12 protein-coding genes are annotated in these 14,977 nt (G+C 47.0%); all 12 read left to right on the top strand.

The genetic code is table 11. The features are described 5' to 3' along the window. Positions 1-267 precede the first annotated feature (267 nt). Positions 268-1,899: a CTP synthase gene (locus BN161_RS13630; RefSeq protein WP_007213692.1), complete on the top strand. Its 1,632-nt coding sequence runs from the start codon at positions 268-270 to the stop codon at positions 1,897-1,899. 55 nt (positions 1,900-1,954) lie between these two features. Then, the gene (gene yidC, locus BN161_RS13625; RefSeq protein ID WP_044267114.1) at positions 1,955-3,805 is read left to right on the top strand and encodes a membrane protein insertase YidC; all 1,851 of its coding nucleotides are present in this window, start codon (positions 1,955-1,957) and stop codon (positions 3,803-3,805) included. A 141-nt stretch (positions 3,806-3,946) separates the two neighbouring features. Next, positions 3,947-5,278, top strand: coding sequence for an MATE family efflux transporter (locus BN161_RS13620; RefSeq protein WP_044267112.1), 1,332 nt, complete (start codon positions 3,947-3,949; stop codon positions 5,276-5,278). 43 nt (positions 5,279-5,321) lie between these two features. Beyond that, on the top strand, positions 5,322-7,433 hold the full coding sequence (locus tag BN161_RS13615) for a S9 family peptidase (protein ID WP_044267110.1): 2,112 nt from the start codon (positions 5,322-5,324) through the stop codon (positions 7,431-7,433). A 217-nt stretch (positions 7,434-7,650) separates the two neighbouring features. Further along, complete coding sequence (locus BN161_RS13610) at positions 7,651-8,244, top strand: DUF3575 domain-containing protein (RefSeq protein ID WP_044267108.1); 594 nt, start codon at positions 7,651-7,653, stop codon at positions 8,242-8,244. Between the two features lie 3 nt (positions 8,245-8,247). Further along, positions 8,248-9,162, top strand: coding sequence for a FimB/Mfa2 family fimbrial subunit (locus BN161_RS13605; protein WP_044267106.1), 915 nt, complete (start codon positions 8,248-8,250; stop codon positions 9,160-9,162). Between the two features lie 27 nt (positions 9,163-9,189). After that, entirely contained in the window at positions 9,190-10,839 is a 1,650-nt protein-coding gene (locus BN161_RS13600) for a fimbrillin family protein (RefSeq protein ID WP_081743712.1), read from the top strand. Between the two features lie 31 nt (positions 10,840-10,870). Further along, positions 10,871-11,200 (top strand): hypothetical protein, encoded by a 330-nt coding sequence (locus BN161_RS13595; protein ID WP_044267103.1) that lies wholly within the window; start codon positions 10,871-10,873, stop codon positions 11,198-11,200. Further along, positions 11,113-11,907, top strand: coding sequence for a fimbrillin family protein (locus tag BN161_RS13590; RefSeq protein WP_081743711.1), 795 nt, complete (start codon positions 11,113-11,115; stop codon positions 11,905-11,907). The genes BN161_RS13595 and BN161_RS13590 overlap by 88 nt, the downstream gene beginning before the upstream one ends. Positions 11,908-11,944: 37 nt before the next feature. Continuing rightward, positions 11,945-12,853 (top strand): fimbrillin family protein, encoded by a 909-nt coding sequence (locus BN161_RS13585; protein WP_044267099.1) that lies wholly within the window; start codon positions 11,945-11,947, stop codon positions 12,851-12,853. A gap of 48 nt (positions 12,854-12,901) precedes the next feature. After that, complete coding sequence (locus tag BN161_RS13580) at positions 12,902-14,398, top strand: fimbrillin family protein (protein WP_044267097.1); 1,497 nt, start codon at positions 12,902-12,904, stop codon at positions 14,396-14,398. 223 nt (positions 14,399-14,621) lie between these two features. Then, positions 14,622-14,977 (top strand): DNA-binding domain-containing protein (locus tag BN161_RS13575; RefSeq protein WP_044267095.1); only part of this gene is annotated, 356 nt, incomplete at its 3' end.

Genomic DNA, 14,977 nt, shown 5'->3' with positions numbered 1-14,977 from the left:
AAGTCCGTATCAAGTCCAAACATATATATACGGAGATGACACGGAGATAACACGGAGGTGATACGGAGATAACACGGAGATAGTACGGAGATGATAAGGACTTAATAACATTGCAGCATCACTTTTTTTAGAATTGTTTCGCCGAAACTTTATGTACTTCCTCTTTTTTTTGTAATTTTGCGCTTTTTAAGTCTCACCTGTAGACAGGTAGGTATACAAATGTGTACATCGACCAAACAAAAACAATAATATTAAAACAGTATAGCTGTGGGAGAAACAAAGTATATTTTCGTCACCGGTGGCGTTGCCTCATCATTAGGTAAAGGTATCATCGCCTCATCCATTGGTAAATTGCTACAAGCAAGAGGTTACAAAGTAACCATTCAGAAGTTTGACCCGTATATCAATATTGACCCGGGCACTTTAAACCCCTACGAACACGGAGAATGTTATGTGACTGTAGACGGACATGAAGCTGACCTCGACTTAGGTCATTACGAACGTTTTCTTGGGATCCAGACTACTAAAGCCAATAACATCACAACCGGACGTATCTATAAAAGCGTTATTGACAAAGAGCGCCGTGGTGATTATTTAGGCAAGACCATCCAAGTTATCCCTCACATCACGGACGAAATTAAACGAAACGTGAAGTTACTGGGTAACAAATATAAATTCGATTTTGTAATTACAGAAATCGGTGGTACAGTGGGTGATATCGAATCATTGCCGTATCTGGAAAGTATCCGTCAGTTGAAGTGGGAATTGGGACGTGACGCTTTGTGCGTGCACCTTACTTATGTACCTTACCTCACGGCAGCCGGTGAATTGAAAACCAAGCCGACACAACACTCCGTAAAAGAATTGCAGAGTGCAGGTATACAGCCGGATATATTGGTATTGCGTACAGAACACGAATTAGGCACCAACCTGCGTAAAAAAGTAGCATTATTCTGTAATGTGGATGAAAACGCAGTAGTACAGAGCATCGATGCTCCTACCATCTACGAAGTGCCTATTCTGATGCAGGCTCAGAAACTGGATGAAACGATATTGAAGAAAATGGGACTGCCCGTAGGAGACACACCGGGACTAGGTCCGTGGCGTGCTTTCCTCGAACGTCGCCATAAAGCGGAAAATACAGAACCGCTGCACATTGCATTAGTCGGCAAATATGATTTGCAGGATGCTTACAAATCCATTCGCGAAGCCTTGTCACAAGCTGGTACATACAATGACCGCAAGGTATCTGTAGACTTTGTGAACAGTGAAAAGCTGACAGAAGAAAATGTAGCGGAAGCACTGAAAGGCATGGCAGGTGTATTGATAGGTCCGGGATTCGGTGAACGTGGTATTTCCGGTAAGTTCGTGGCTATCAAATACGCACGCACACATGATATTCCGACTTTCGGTATTTGCTTGGGAATGCAGTGTATCGCCATTGAATTCGCACGCAACGTACTGGGATATACCGATGCAGATTCACGCGAAATGAACGAAAAGACTCCGCATAATGTCATCGACATTATGGAAGAGCAGAAATCCATCACAAACATGGGTGGAACAATGCGTCTGGGAGCCTACGAATGTATCTTGCAGAAAGGTAGCAAGGCATATGAGGCTTATGGAACAGAGCACATCCAGGAGCGCCACCGCCATCGCTATGAATTCAACAACCAGTATAAAGCAGAGTACGAAGCTGCCGGCATGAAATGCGTAGGCATCAATCCGGAATCTGATTTGGTGGAAATCGTAGAAATACCGAAGTTGAAGTGGTTTGTCGGAACTCAGTTCCATCCGGAGTACAGCAGTACGGTACTGAATCCCCATCCGTTGTTCGTGGCTTTCATCAAAGCATCTGTCGAAAGTTTCGAGGAGAAGGAGAAAGCAAAGAAATAAGATTATTTCAATCTTCAGATAGTAAATTGTAAATAGATAAATTGTAAATAAATTCATGGATAAAAACACCATTACAGGTCTTGTTTTAATAGCAATTTTGTTAGTCGGCTTCAGTTTTCTGAGTCGCCCCAGTAAAGAGCAATTGGAAGCACAGCAGCGTTATTATGATTCCATTGCGCTGGTACAGCAACGTGAAGAAGCACTGAAAGCCAAAGCGGATGCAGCATTGGCCAATGAAAAAGATGTGGAAACAATAGATTCTACTTCCCTCTTCTTCAATGCTCTCCAAGGAACAGATTCGCTTATTACGATTCAGAACGACGTGGCTGAGTTGACCCTCAGCACCAAAGGCGGTTCCATATTCTCCGCTGTATTGAAAGAGTATATGGAACAGGACAAGAAAACTCCTGTAACCCTATTCACCGGAAACGATGTTTCCATGAATTTCCTTTTCTATAATAAAAAGGAAACAATACAGACCAAGGACTATTACTTCACCACTGTGAACCGTACGGACAGCACCGTAACAATGCGTTTATCAGCTGACAGTGCAAGTTATATAGACTTCAAGTATGCATTGCATCCCAATACCTACCTGGTAGACTTCAGCATCGATGCTAAAGGTATGGCAGATAAATTGGCAGCAAGCAATAACTATGTAGACATCGAATGGGCACAACGCGCCCGCCAGATCGAAAAAGGTTATGTATATGAGAACCGTTTGTCTGAACTGACTTATAAAATGCTGGGAAATGGCACAGACTACTTGTCAGCTAATAAGGATGATGAAAAAGAAGTGCCCGAACGTCTGGACTGGATTGCTTTCAAAAATCAATTCTTCTCCTCGGTATTCATTGCAGACGCTGACTTTGAGAAAACGAAGTTAGTCTCCAAAATGGAAAGAGAAGGCAGCGGATATATCAAAGACTACTCCGCCGAGATGAGTACAAGCTTTGACCCGACAGGCAAACAGCCTACACAAATGTTCTTCTACTTCGGTCCGAACCATTACAAGACGCTGACTGCGCTGGATAAGGGACGTGAAGAGAAATGGGAACTGAACCGTTTGGTTTATCTGGGTTGGCCGTTGATTCGCTGGGTCAACAAATGGTTTACCATCAACATCTTCGATTGGTTGTCCGGTTGGGGTCTGAGCATGGGTATCGTATTGTTACTGATGACGTTGATTGTAAAAGCAGTCGTATTCCCCGCTACCTGGAAAACGTATATTTCATCTGCCAAGATGCGTGTATTGAAACCGAAAATAGACGAGATCAACAAGAAGTATCCCAAACAGGAGGATGCGATGAAGAAACAGCAGGAAGTCATGGGAATGTACAGCCAATATGGTGTCAGTCCGATGGGTGGCTGTTTGCCGATGCTGGTACAGTTCCCGGTTCTGATTGCATTGTTCATGTTCGTGCCAAGTGCTATCGAATTGCGTCAGCAGAGCTTCTTGTGGGCTGATGACCTTTCAACGTACGATGCTTTCATCAACTTCCCGTTCAATATCCCGTTCCTGGGCAGCCACCTCAGCTTGTTCTGTCTGTTGATGACAATTGTGAACGTTTTAAATTCCAAGTTCATGATGCAGCAGCAAGATACCGGTGCTAACCCGCAAATGGCGGCAATGAAGTGGATGACGTATCTCATGCCGATTATGATGTTGTTCATTTTGAACAGTTATCCTTCAGGTCTGAACTATTACTACTTCATATCGACATTGATTAGTGTGGTGACTACTCTCATTCTGCGTAAGACTACGAATGAAGAGAAACTTCTTGCCCAATTGGAAGCCCGAAAGAAAGATCCGAAGAAAGCTAAGAAAACCGGCTTTGCCGCCCGCCTGGAGGCAATGCAGAAACAACAGGAACAGTTGTTGAAAGAGAGACAGAATAAAAAGTAAGTCTCCGCTTTTCATCACTTGATAATAAAAGCCGGGCAATTAATATGATTGTCCGGCTTTCTTTCTCTAATAACGTTTGAAACACAAAGATATAAGGGGACTCCCTGCCTCTGTGTTCATCTCTTAATAATTAAAATAAAAATGAAAACTAAATACACGAACAAACAAATCTGGTTAATCTCCTATCCCATCCTCATCAGTCTGCTGATGGAACAAATGATAGGTATGACGGACACCGCCTTCCTGGGACGGGTAGGCGAAGTAGAACTGGGAGCATCGGCCATTGCAGGTGTCTTCTATATGGTAATATTCATGGCAGCTTTCGGTTTCAGTATCGGAGCGCAGATACTCATTGCCCGGCGCAACGGTGAAAAGCAATACCGGGAAATAGGCGACCTTTTCTATCAAGGAATTTACTTTCAGATAGGACTGGCGGCAGTAATGTTCCTGCTCTCCTACTTCCTTTCACCAATGATACTGAAGCGAATCGTTTCTTCCGAACACATCTATGAGGCTGCCATCAGTTATCTGAACTGGCGGGTTTTCGGAGCCTTCTTCTCATTCAGTGCAGTCATTTTCCGTGCTTTCTTCCTGGGAACTACGCAAACCAAGACACTGACACTCAATTCCATAGTCATGGTATTGAGTAACGTAGTTTTCAACTATATACTGATTTTCGGTAAATTCGGCTTTCCCGCGCTCGGCATTGCAGGTGCGGCCATCGGTTCATCACTTGCAGAGCTGGTTTCACTGATATTCTTTATCCTCTACACCCGTTACCGCATTGACTGCCGTAAGTTTGGACTGGACCGTATTCCGAAGTTCCGCCCGAAGATACTGAAACGAATGCTGAACATTTCCTTCTGGACCATGATACAGAATGTCTTTTCCTTGTCCACCTGGTTCTTGTTCTTCCTCTATGTGGAGCATTTGGGAGAACGGTCGCTCGCCATCACGAACATTGTCCGGAGCATATCCGGCATTCTGTTCATGGTAATGATGGCATTTGCCTCAACCTGTGGTTCATTGGTCAGCAATCTCATCGGTGCAGGAGACAAAGACTGCGTGGCAGGCACTATCCGGCAGCATATACGCATTGCATACCTGTTCACATTGCCGCTAGCACTGTTTTTTGCACTGTTCCCAAAACTTATACTGGGAATCTATACGGATATACCCGATTTACAGGATGCAGCCGTACATTCACTTTGGGTAATGTGCTCGGCATATCTGCTTCTCGTACCTGCCAATGTATATTTCCAGGCAGTATCAGGAACGGGAAACACGCGCACGGCTCTGGTCATGGAACTGATAACGCTCGTCTTCTATGTTGCCTACATCACATACATCATTCTTTACTTGAAACTTGATGTAGCTCTGTGTTGGACATCAGAAATGGTATATTCCATCTGTATTCTGATACTCTGCTGGTGGTATATTAAAAAGGGACGATGGCAAGAAAAACGCATATAATTTGTATATTTGCTGCAAAATAACCGTAACGAACAATCTACGTATGAAACAAGTAAATTTATTGCTTATGTCAGCAGCTATGACATTGGCTGCCTGCGGCGGGACGAAAGACGCAGGACAAGCCGGAACACCGCTCATCGAGCGGTCGGACATCCAAATTGAAGGCAAGCGGATGACTCCCGAAGCACTTTGGGCTATGGGGCGCATCGGAGGTGTTGCCGTATCGCCCGATGAAAAACAAATTGTTTACACGGTAGCTTATTACAGTATACCGGAGAACAAGAGTAACCGCGAAGTCTTCGTGATGAACGCAGACGGAACAGACAACAAGCAAATTACCCGTACCCCGTGGCAGGAGAACGAAGTGACCTGGATAAAGGACGGCACAAAGCTGGCTTTTCTCTCCAATGAAGGTGGCAGCAGCCAGTTATGGGAAATGAACCCGGACGGCAGCGGACGCAAACAGTTGACGCAATATGACGGCGACCTTGAAGGCTATTCGTTCTCTCCCGATGGCAAGAAGCTGCTCTTCATCGCTCAGGTGAAGACCAGACAAAGCACTGCGGATAAACACCCCGACTTACCCAAAGCCACAGGCATCATCGTCACCGACCTGATGTACAAGCATTGGGATGAATGGGTAACCGGCGCTCCGCATCCTTTCGTAGCTGACTTTGATGGAAACGGCATCAGTAATATAAAGGATATACTGGAGGGGGAACCCTATGAAAGCCCGATGAGACCTTGGGGCGGCATCGAACAACTGGCATGGAGCCCCGCCGGAGACAAAGTAGCTTATACCTGCCGCAAGAAGACCGGCCTGGCTTATGCCATCTCTACCAACTCGGATATCTACATCTACGACCTTGCTACCGGGAAAACAGATAACATCACTGAAGAGAACAAAGGTTACGACACCAACCCGCAATATTCTCCCGACGGCAAATACATTGCCTGGCAGAGCATGGAGCGTGACGGATATGAAGCGGACCTGAACCGCCTCTTTATTATGAATCTGGAAACTGGTGAGAAACGTTTCGTCAGCAAAGCATTCGAGTCAAATGTAGACGGTTTCTTATGGAACAAGGATTCCAAGAGCATCTATTTCATCGGAGTATGGCATGGTGAAACACAGATTTATAACATCGACCTCGCTGCAAACGATAAGGTTACGCAACTGACGGACGGTGTATACGACTATGCCTCCCTCGCCTTTGCAGGTGATAAGGTGATTGCCAAACGTCACTCCATGAGTATGGGAGATGAGATTTATGCTGTATCTACTACCCGTAACGGTGACGCATTTGCCGAAGTAAAGCAGTTGACTTTCGAAAACAAGCAGATTTACGACCAACTGGAAATGGGTAAGGTCGAAGCCCGCTGGATGAAGACCACGGACGGCAAACAGATGTTGACGTGGGTAATCTATCCTCCGCAATTCGATCCGAATAAGAAATACCCCACGTTGTTGTTCTGCGAAGGTGGCCCGCAAAGTCCCGTCAGCCAGTTCTGGAGTTACCGTTGGAATTTCCAGATTATGGCTGCCAACGATTACATCATTGTAGCTCCCAATCGTCGTGGCCTTCCGGGCTTTGGTGTGGAATGGAACGAGGCAATCAGCGGTGATTACGGTGGCCAGTGCATGAAGGATTACTTCACGGCTATCGACGAAATGGCTAAAGAACCGTTTGTAGACAATGACCGCCTCGGTTGCGTAGGTGCCAGCTTCGGCGGCTTCTCCGTTTACTGGCTTGCCGGACATCATGACAAGCGCTTCAAAGCATTCATTGCTCACGACGGCATCTTCAATATGGAAATGCAATATCTGGAGACGGAAGAGAAATGGTTTGCCAATTGGGATATGGGCGGCGCCTACTGGGAAAAACAGAATCCGGTGGCTCAACGCACATTTGCCAACTCTCCGCACCTGTTTGTAGATAAGTGGGACACACCTATTCTCTGCATCCACGGTGAAAAGGATTACCGCATCCTTGCCAACCAGGCCATGGCTGCTTTTGATGCCGCAGCAATGCGCGGTGTTCCTGCCGAACTGCTGATTTATCCGGATGAAAACCATTGGGTACTGAAACCACAGAATGGTGTTCTCTGGCAGCGTACATTCTTTGAATGGCTGGATAAGTGGGTGAAGAAGTAAAATAATAACTTATCAGTAGGCAAAAGCCGTCTCTCCTCAAAATGAGGAAGAGGCGGCTTTTACTTTTCACCCCACTCACAACACCATCTCGATACGATTTATGACAAAACAGGACTGCCTTCGTGACAAAACAGGATGGCTATATCCAAAGAAACAACCTGTTTTTTAAGTATTATCTTCAACTTTGCAGCATCTATAAACAACATTACGAAGCAGTATGAAAACATTGCGATACTTCACATTCATTTTCCTCACATTTCTGTTGCTCAATAACAGAAACGCACAGGCACAGGAAGACGCTTCCCACATTGCCCTCAGCAGCAACCTGCTTTCATGGGCAACGCTTGCCCCCGATTTAGGTATAGAAGTATATATAGGAAAGAAGTTCTCTATAGCCGCCGATGGCAGTTACGGAATGTGGAACCACTCCCATAGCAGTAATAGTATACGCACATGGAGCATAGGTGGAGAAGCACGCTACTGGCTGCAATCCCGACAATATGGTTTTCGTCGCACCTACATCGGTTTATCTGTGCGGAGCGGAGAATACGACCTCTATAACTCAAAAGACGGACGCTGGGGCGAAGCCCTGCTGGCAGGCTTCACCGTAGGCTACCGCTTCATTCTGCGCGGCAACTGGTTCTTCGATGCCGGATTGGGATTGGGATACATCCACACCCGCTACGACAAGTATTTCTGGAACAAACGTTTCAGAAAATACGAATTCAACAGAGAGCACACCCGGAATGTCTTCGGACTGACTAATCTCCAAGCCAGCCTCATTTATCGTTTTCCCACTAAAAAGAGATAGAGTATGAAAACACAGAATACACATAACATCTATTTGCATTTCCTACTCGTAACCTTCATTCTATGCGGTTGCGAACATAAAGAACTAAGCACTCACGAGGAACTGTATACAAGCTCCATTCCATTAACTCTGGACTGGCAGGTAGAATCTCCCACCACTTCTACAGTGAAGGTGCACATATGGGGGGCACACACTTCCGCTACTCAAGGAATTATAAGTACAGACACTCTATTCATGCTGGATGCACACTCCACCGCCCAACTCTCTCTACTTGAAGCCAAATACACCATAGTTGCATGGCATGATGCCAGAAACGTCAGTTTCGATGGCACCTATTTCCACCTAAAAGCAGATGAAAAAGGTTTCCTGCCCGAACCTGAAGCCTTCTGTGCCGGCTACGAAACAATTCAGGCCACAGCACAAGAAGAAAAGGCGTTTGCCCTTAAAATGCATCCTTACACACGCAACTTAGCTTTCAGTTTCCAACTGGATGCACAGGCCAAAGGGCGAATAGAAGCCATCACAGCCACCCTCAGCGGCATTGCATCGGCACGGAAACTGGGCGAACGCACTCTCTACGGAACATCCGGTGGAAGCATTGCATTAGCACTGGAGCGAGAGGAAACACCCGAAACCCGCACTGAAGGAACCGTTAAATACTCTTGCCGGAAACGTCTGTTGGGCATTCATCCCGAAGAACGACAGCTATTTGTCATAACCCTACACTACACCAATGGTGAACAAGAGGTAATAGAAGAAGACCTCACCTCTGCCCTGTTTGATTTCAATGCTAACGGAAACGAAGAAAAAGACCGGATTCTTTCCGCCACTATAAACTTTGCGGGTCAAAGCAATATGTCCGCTACCATTGAGGACTGGGAACTGGGAGCAGACACAGATCTAGATGCAAACAATTAGTGATTAATACCAAGTAAACTCAAGGATATGAAAAAGTACTATCTACACATGGTGGCCTTTCTACTGTATTTCGCATTGTTTGCAGCATGCAGTGGAGAGCAGATACCCGAACAAGCGCAGGACGGACAGACTCCCGTTACGCTGACGGCAGACATAAGTGACCTGGCCGCTACCCGTATCGTAAACGGAAAATGGGAGGCAGGTGATGCTATAGGCCTTTGTATGAACTTTGCCAACAGCACCCAAACGGCAAACGAGGTCTTCAACTATTGCTACAAGGTGGTCGCAGCAAGCGCCAACGGGCAACTAAAGCCTGCCGAAGATACCGGCACCGCCTACTTCCCCGCCGATGGCAGCAAAGTTGACTTTCTGGCCTACCACCCCTACCGGGCAGGTAGCCTGTCGGAAACGTTCACCTTGCCCGTTGATGTCAGTGCACAGCCTGCCACCGACTTGCTGACTACCCGCACTAACGGGCACGACCGCAGCCAACCCAACGTCGCCCTGAGCTTCAAACACAGATTAGTGAAGCTGCTGTTCACCCTCACAGGTAGTGGCATTGTCACAAACGACCAACTGGCAGGCGCCACGCTCACAATCAAGGGAATGAATACGAAAGCAGAGTGCCTATTGATTGACGGTAGCATTACAAATACATCTGCCACACAAGACATCAACGTGCCTCTGAACGCCACAGGCACGGCAGCCGAAGCAATAGTCTTGCCACGTGAAGCAGCCGAAGGAGTTAGTTATGTGGTGACACTTGCCAATGGCAACATCTATACCGCCTATATGAGCGCTTCGCAACAGCTGAAAGCCGGAACAAAAAATACCTTCCGGCTGACTCTCCGCCCCGTACCAGTCACTGTGTCGGCAAGCGTAGAACCGTGGAATGATGGAGAAAACACCTCTCTCACCTCATCCGTAGTAGTGGTGACTACCTCGCCCGATGCTTCCACAAACATTGCCGAAGGCACCCTCATGGGGATTCGCGGAAAAGGGGAACGCGGCACAGCCACCACGTGCTATACCTATAACGACAATAGCTGGAGTGCCGGAGATGTCCCCCTCTGGTGGGACACACTGGGTAACAGCACCAGCCTTTACGCTTGGATGCCCGCCTCTGCCGATAATCTGCCCGATGACGAAAACGTCCTCTCATGGAGCATCGACACCAACCAGAGCAAAGGACGCACAGCCAGCGACCTCCTGCTGAGCCACAACATACAGGCGCTTGATGCCGGACAGCCTGCCGCGCTCAATTTCCAACACGTTTTGAGTGCGGTTACATTAACCCTGCTGCCCGGCGAAGGTTTCACTGCCGATGACATGAAGCGCGCCACGCTCTTGCTGAACAGTTTCCCCACACAAATATCCGCCAGCATCGCCACCTCCGAACTGACTGACGCAAAAACACCTGAAGACATCAGCCCCATGAAAGAAGACCATGTTTTCCGCGCCGTACTCATCCCCACAACGAAAGAAGAAGGCGCACTCATTGCCACCGTCAGCCTTGACGGAGGAACATACCCCTGCCGGGCAATGACAGGCGGTTTCACCTTTGCCACAGGCAAGCACCATGCGCTAAAACTAACGCTGAACAAAACAGGAGTCAGCATCAGCGGCAGCGTGTCCGAGTGGGAAGAAGGAAACAATGGAGACTTTACAATACAATAACGTCAAGACAATAAAGTATTAATATTAAAAAATGAAGAAAAAAATGAAGAAGATTATGATTCTTGCAGCTATTGCCGCCACACTGGCATCCTGCACCAACGATGAAAAAATGATGATTGACACCCGCGACCCAAACGTGATTTACATGACAGCAGGAGTTAATGCAGTAGCTACGACTACACGCGCAGCGGTAACTACCTTTCCAAATGGTGCAGGCGGAAGCGCGCAGATTGCCGTACTGGCAAAGTACACAGAAACAGATTTGGCTGAAGACTGGCAGACTTTGTATATCGACCACGTGCCGGCGGCGGTAAGGACAGTTACGCCTTTACATGGACTACTGCGCAATACTGGCCTGTAGGCGGCGAAGAGCTGCAATTCATGGCATACAGCCCGGTGGCCAACACTGTTACCGTAAAGAAGAATGCTACTGATAAAAAGCAATTGGATATTTCCTTATCCGACGCCGCAGCCGGACACACGGCAATGGCCGACGTGATTGTGTCCACCAAAGATGCAGCAGACTCCGGTAAGGATATCAAGGGGCACAAGGAAGAAAGCGCGCAAACGCCTACAAGCATCAATTTCCACTTCACCCATATACTTAGCCAGTTGGCAGTACAAGTAAAAGGGCTGCACAGCAATGCCGATGCCTATATTACCAAAGTAGAAGTAAAAGCTACGCATATAGCTAAGACTTACGACCTGACCACAAGCGGATGGAGCGGCAATGCCGATGAATCAGGCATCACCTACACTTACAATAACGGTGGCAACGGATGGCAACTAAGCACCACTGCTGCCACTACAGTAAATGGCGAAACTCCTATCCTGCTATTCCCCGGCACACAGGCCAGTACAGTGGCCACCGTGTACGTAAAAGATGGTGCCGCCGGGCAAGAAACCAAATTGCCAGCAGTAACATTAAGCGATGTAAATAGTGCCAGTCTGGAAACCGGACAGAAGACTACGCTCGTTATTACCGTAGAAGGGGTAAGCATTGCCGGTTTAACCGGATCAGTGACTGCCTGGACCGATAAAGGCACTTACAACGCCACAATCCAGTAACCCTCTCTACACACATCCCTAATACCCCTAACCAGTTATGAAACGAACCATCACTCACTTACTGCAAGCAGCAGCCGTCCTCGCTCTGACGGCTGCCTGCCAGGCAGACTTACCGCCAGAGCAAGACGGGTCCCTTGTGCCGGATCCTAACGCACCAATAGAGTTGAGTGGAAATGCGCCTATAGAAACAACTGCCAATGCAGCTGTGACCCGGACAGATAACAGCCAACTCCCATTCAAACTTTATGCCGTGCCCGATGGAAGCGCTACCTGGCCTGCCACTCCCTACATCAATGCAGGAGCAGCCAACCTGGCAAGCGGCTCCGGTAATTCACGAAGCATCTCCACCACCAGCACCTATTACTGGCCGGTAGGCAACCGGACGCTCCGTTTTATAGGAGTGATGAAGGCAGATGGAACAAACATCGCCCTAAGCAATGGCACGGTTGCCCTTGCTGCCGGAGAGGGGAATGGCAAAGACATCCTGCTAAGCAACAATGCCACAGGGAATAAGAGCGCATCTTCCGTAAGCATGCCCTTCAACCGGCTGATGGCGAGGCTCATCGTGAAACCGGGATCGGCAAACAAGCAGGTGGTGACATGCAACATTGCCGGAGGAAGCACCGGAGCAAGCTACAATGTATTGTCATCCGGCATCAGCGGCAAAAGCGGTACGTATACTATCAACTATAGCACCAACGATGGGGAAAAGGTGTATTACCTCATCCCCGGAACCAGCATTTCGCAACTCACCAGCGTAGTTGCAGGAAGCACTTCAAAGGGAACGGTGAACTTGACTGATGCAAGCGGAACCGCAACCTCCTTCACCACCGCAGCCGGAGATAGCTATACGATAGAAGTAACCGCCGAATTCGCCACGCTGACAATAAAAACAGCATCCGGCTCTATTGGCTGGGAGAGCGGCGGTGATATCACCTTGAGTTAATGATGAACAATGATACATCACTCCTTTTCCATAAAAAAACATTGAATTATGAAACGATATGTATGCTATTTATTTTCTTTGCTTTCACTCGCTATTGCAGCCACCTCCTGCAGTACCGACGACGCTTATATAGACACTCCCACTACTAAGCCGGATACCAAAGGCCTGCGTATCTCTGTCAGCCGGACGCCTTTTGCATCGGACAGCAAAGACAAAGACACACGCACAGCCCACGACACCGACTTTAGCGCCACCTTTAAAACAGGAGACCGAATAGGCATTATTGGAAAAAACAACAGCGGCCAAGTTGTGTTCGATAATTACGGGTATGAATTTGACGGTACAAACTGGAAACCTGTTGATGCCGCTAAAGCATGCTATGTACAGCCCAACATGACCTATATCGCCTACTATCCTTACAGTGCAAGCATGAATGGGAAGAAAAGCGAAAGCGAAATTCTGAACAACTTCACTGTGCCGACAGACCAAAAGACTCAAAAGGATGAAAATGATTTGATGGCAGCCACTATAATAGCCACAGGTGAGCCCGCAACGCTTACTTTTACCATGAAACACCTGCTGTGCCTGCTGGATTTGCCAACGCCTACTTATCAATACCAATACGATGGTGTCTTTGTTATCGCTCAAATAGACATGAGGGAGGCCGATATTGCAAAGAATACCATTACCTATGGCGACATAGAATATCTCATTAGCTATGATAGCAAATATCTATTGGTAAAGCCCAGTAATGGAACAGTATCTCTGAGTGCCGAAACTGAGCCAAACGGAGACCGAGGTTCTTTAAAATGCAGATATAAAGGAAGTAGTAGTTTTACGGCGAACAAACGCTATAAAATTAATCGAGTTTATTTTACTATTATTCATAAAAATTCGAATCTTTTTAAGGTAGGAGACATCTTTTATAGCCTTGATTCTAATAATAAGCGGGGATTTCCTTATCCCAAGGAGTGGACCTGTAAGCCGAAAAGCTCTACAAGAGTGGGGACAGTGGTGAAAATAGGCACAGATTTTGATTTTACTTTTAAGTATAGGGATGAGAATAATCAAATAAAGCAAAAGCAATGTAATATAAAAGGCCCAGAAAAGTATTACGAATACGGTGTAAGCTATACGGTAACAGGATATGTAGTTTCAGACACAAAAGTAAAGGGTGCTTTGTTTGATAATTATCCAAATTATGGTGTTCCTATAACAGAAGACCCAGTTAAAGAGTTACATGGATATGATTACATGCAGGCGGGATATTACAGTAAACCAGACAATCCTTCCCCCATATGGACAAATTCTTTATCAAAGATGCCTAGGATAGCTGGTGCCACTAAGTGGTTTATTCCCGGAGTAATAGAAATGTCCGCAATACCATTTGATGGAAACGATTATCGAACATGCGATAGAATCGACGATATTGGTTATATGTATTATAGAAGAGATATATCCGATCCGATATATGGTGATCAATATCTTACAGTCGGCATAATGGATGATAGCGCGACCATGACAGTCTTCATGCTCGCCTTCTAGCCCACCCCAAGCAACCGATATCATTACCTAGTTAACAATCTAAAAAAAGAAAGAATATGATAATTGATGATAGAACTCGTGGGATCCTCTATGCCGTGGTATTTTTAACGATAGCCATTGGCGGCATCATCTTGCTATTGGTAACGGCAAGTTCCCTATAAGAGGGATAAGTGTTTATTCTCCAAAAATAAAAATATTAATTGTTTAACGAAAAAACAGAACAATGGCTAAAGAACCAACCCAAAAAGCGAAGCTCGCCCTGAAAGCGCTGGAGCTGACGATGACAACAGACGTGAAGAATGATTACTACCTGACGCCCAAACTGCAGAAATGCCTCAAAATGGAGGATCTGGCGCGCGAAGTGGCCGCCATGAGCACCCGCCAGGAAGACGTGGACGAGATAACCAGAATAGGAAACCTGCTGATGCGCCGCGCCGTGTGGTTCCTCTCCTCGGGCTGCAGCCTGAGCACCGCGCTGGGCTACTTCCGCCCCACCGTGCAGGGCGTGCTGCTGGAGCAGGAACTCGTCTCCGCCCCCAACCGCGACAAGCTGAAGCTGGGCATCAGCTACTCCATGAG

Source organism: Bacteroides timonensis, assembly GCF_000513195.1.
In the GTDB taxonomy this organism is placed as follows: Bacteria; Bacteroidota; Bacteroidia; order Bacteroidales; family Bacteroidaceae; genus Bacteroides; species Bacteroides timonensis.
This window is presented reverse-complemented; position numbering and strand designations above follow the sequence as displayed.

Excerpts from the sequence above, each read along its gene's own strand:
- yidC (WP_044267114.1), top strand. The coding sequence starts at position 1,955 with ATGGATAAAAACACCATTACAGGTCTTGTTTTAATAGCAATTTTGTTA.
- BN161_RS13620 (WP_044267112.1), top strand. The coding sequence starts at position 3,947 with ATGAAAACTAAATACACGAACAAACAAATCTGGTTAATCTCCTATCCC.
- BN161_RS13615 (WP_044267110.1), top strand. The coding sequence starts at position 5,322 with ATGAAACAAGTAAATTTATTGCTTATGTCAGCAGCTATGACATTGGCT.
- BN161_RS13610 (WP_044267108.1), top strand. The coding sequence starts at position 7,651 with ATGAAAACATTGCGATACTTCACATTCATTTTCCTCACATTTCTGTTG.
- BN161_RS13605 (WP_044267106.1), top strand. The coding sequence starts at position 8,248 with ATGAAAACACAGAATACACATAACATCTATTTGCATTTCCTACTCGTA.
- BN161_RS13600 (WP_081743712.1), top strand. The coding sequence starts at position 9,190 with ATGAAAAAGTACTATCTACACATGGTGGCCTTTCTACTGTATTTCGCA.
- BN161_RS13595 (WP_044267103.1), top strand. The coding sequence starts at position 10,871 with ATGAAGAAAAAAATGAAGAAGATTATGATTCTTGCAGCTATTGCCGCC.
- BN161_RS13585 (WP_044267099.1), top strand. The coding sequence starts at position 11,945 with ATGAAACGAACCATCACTCACTTACTGCAAGCAGCAGCCGTCCTCGCT.
- BN161_RS13580 (WP_044267097.1), top strand. The coding sequence starts at position 12,902 with ATGAAACGATATGTATGCTATTTATTTTCTTTGCTTTCACTCGCTATT.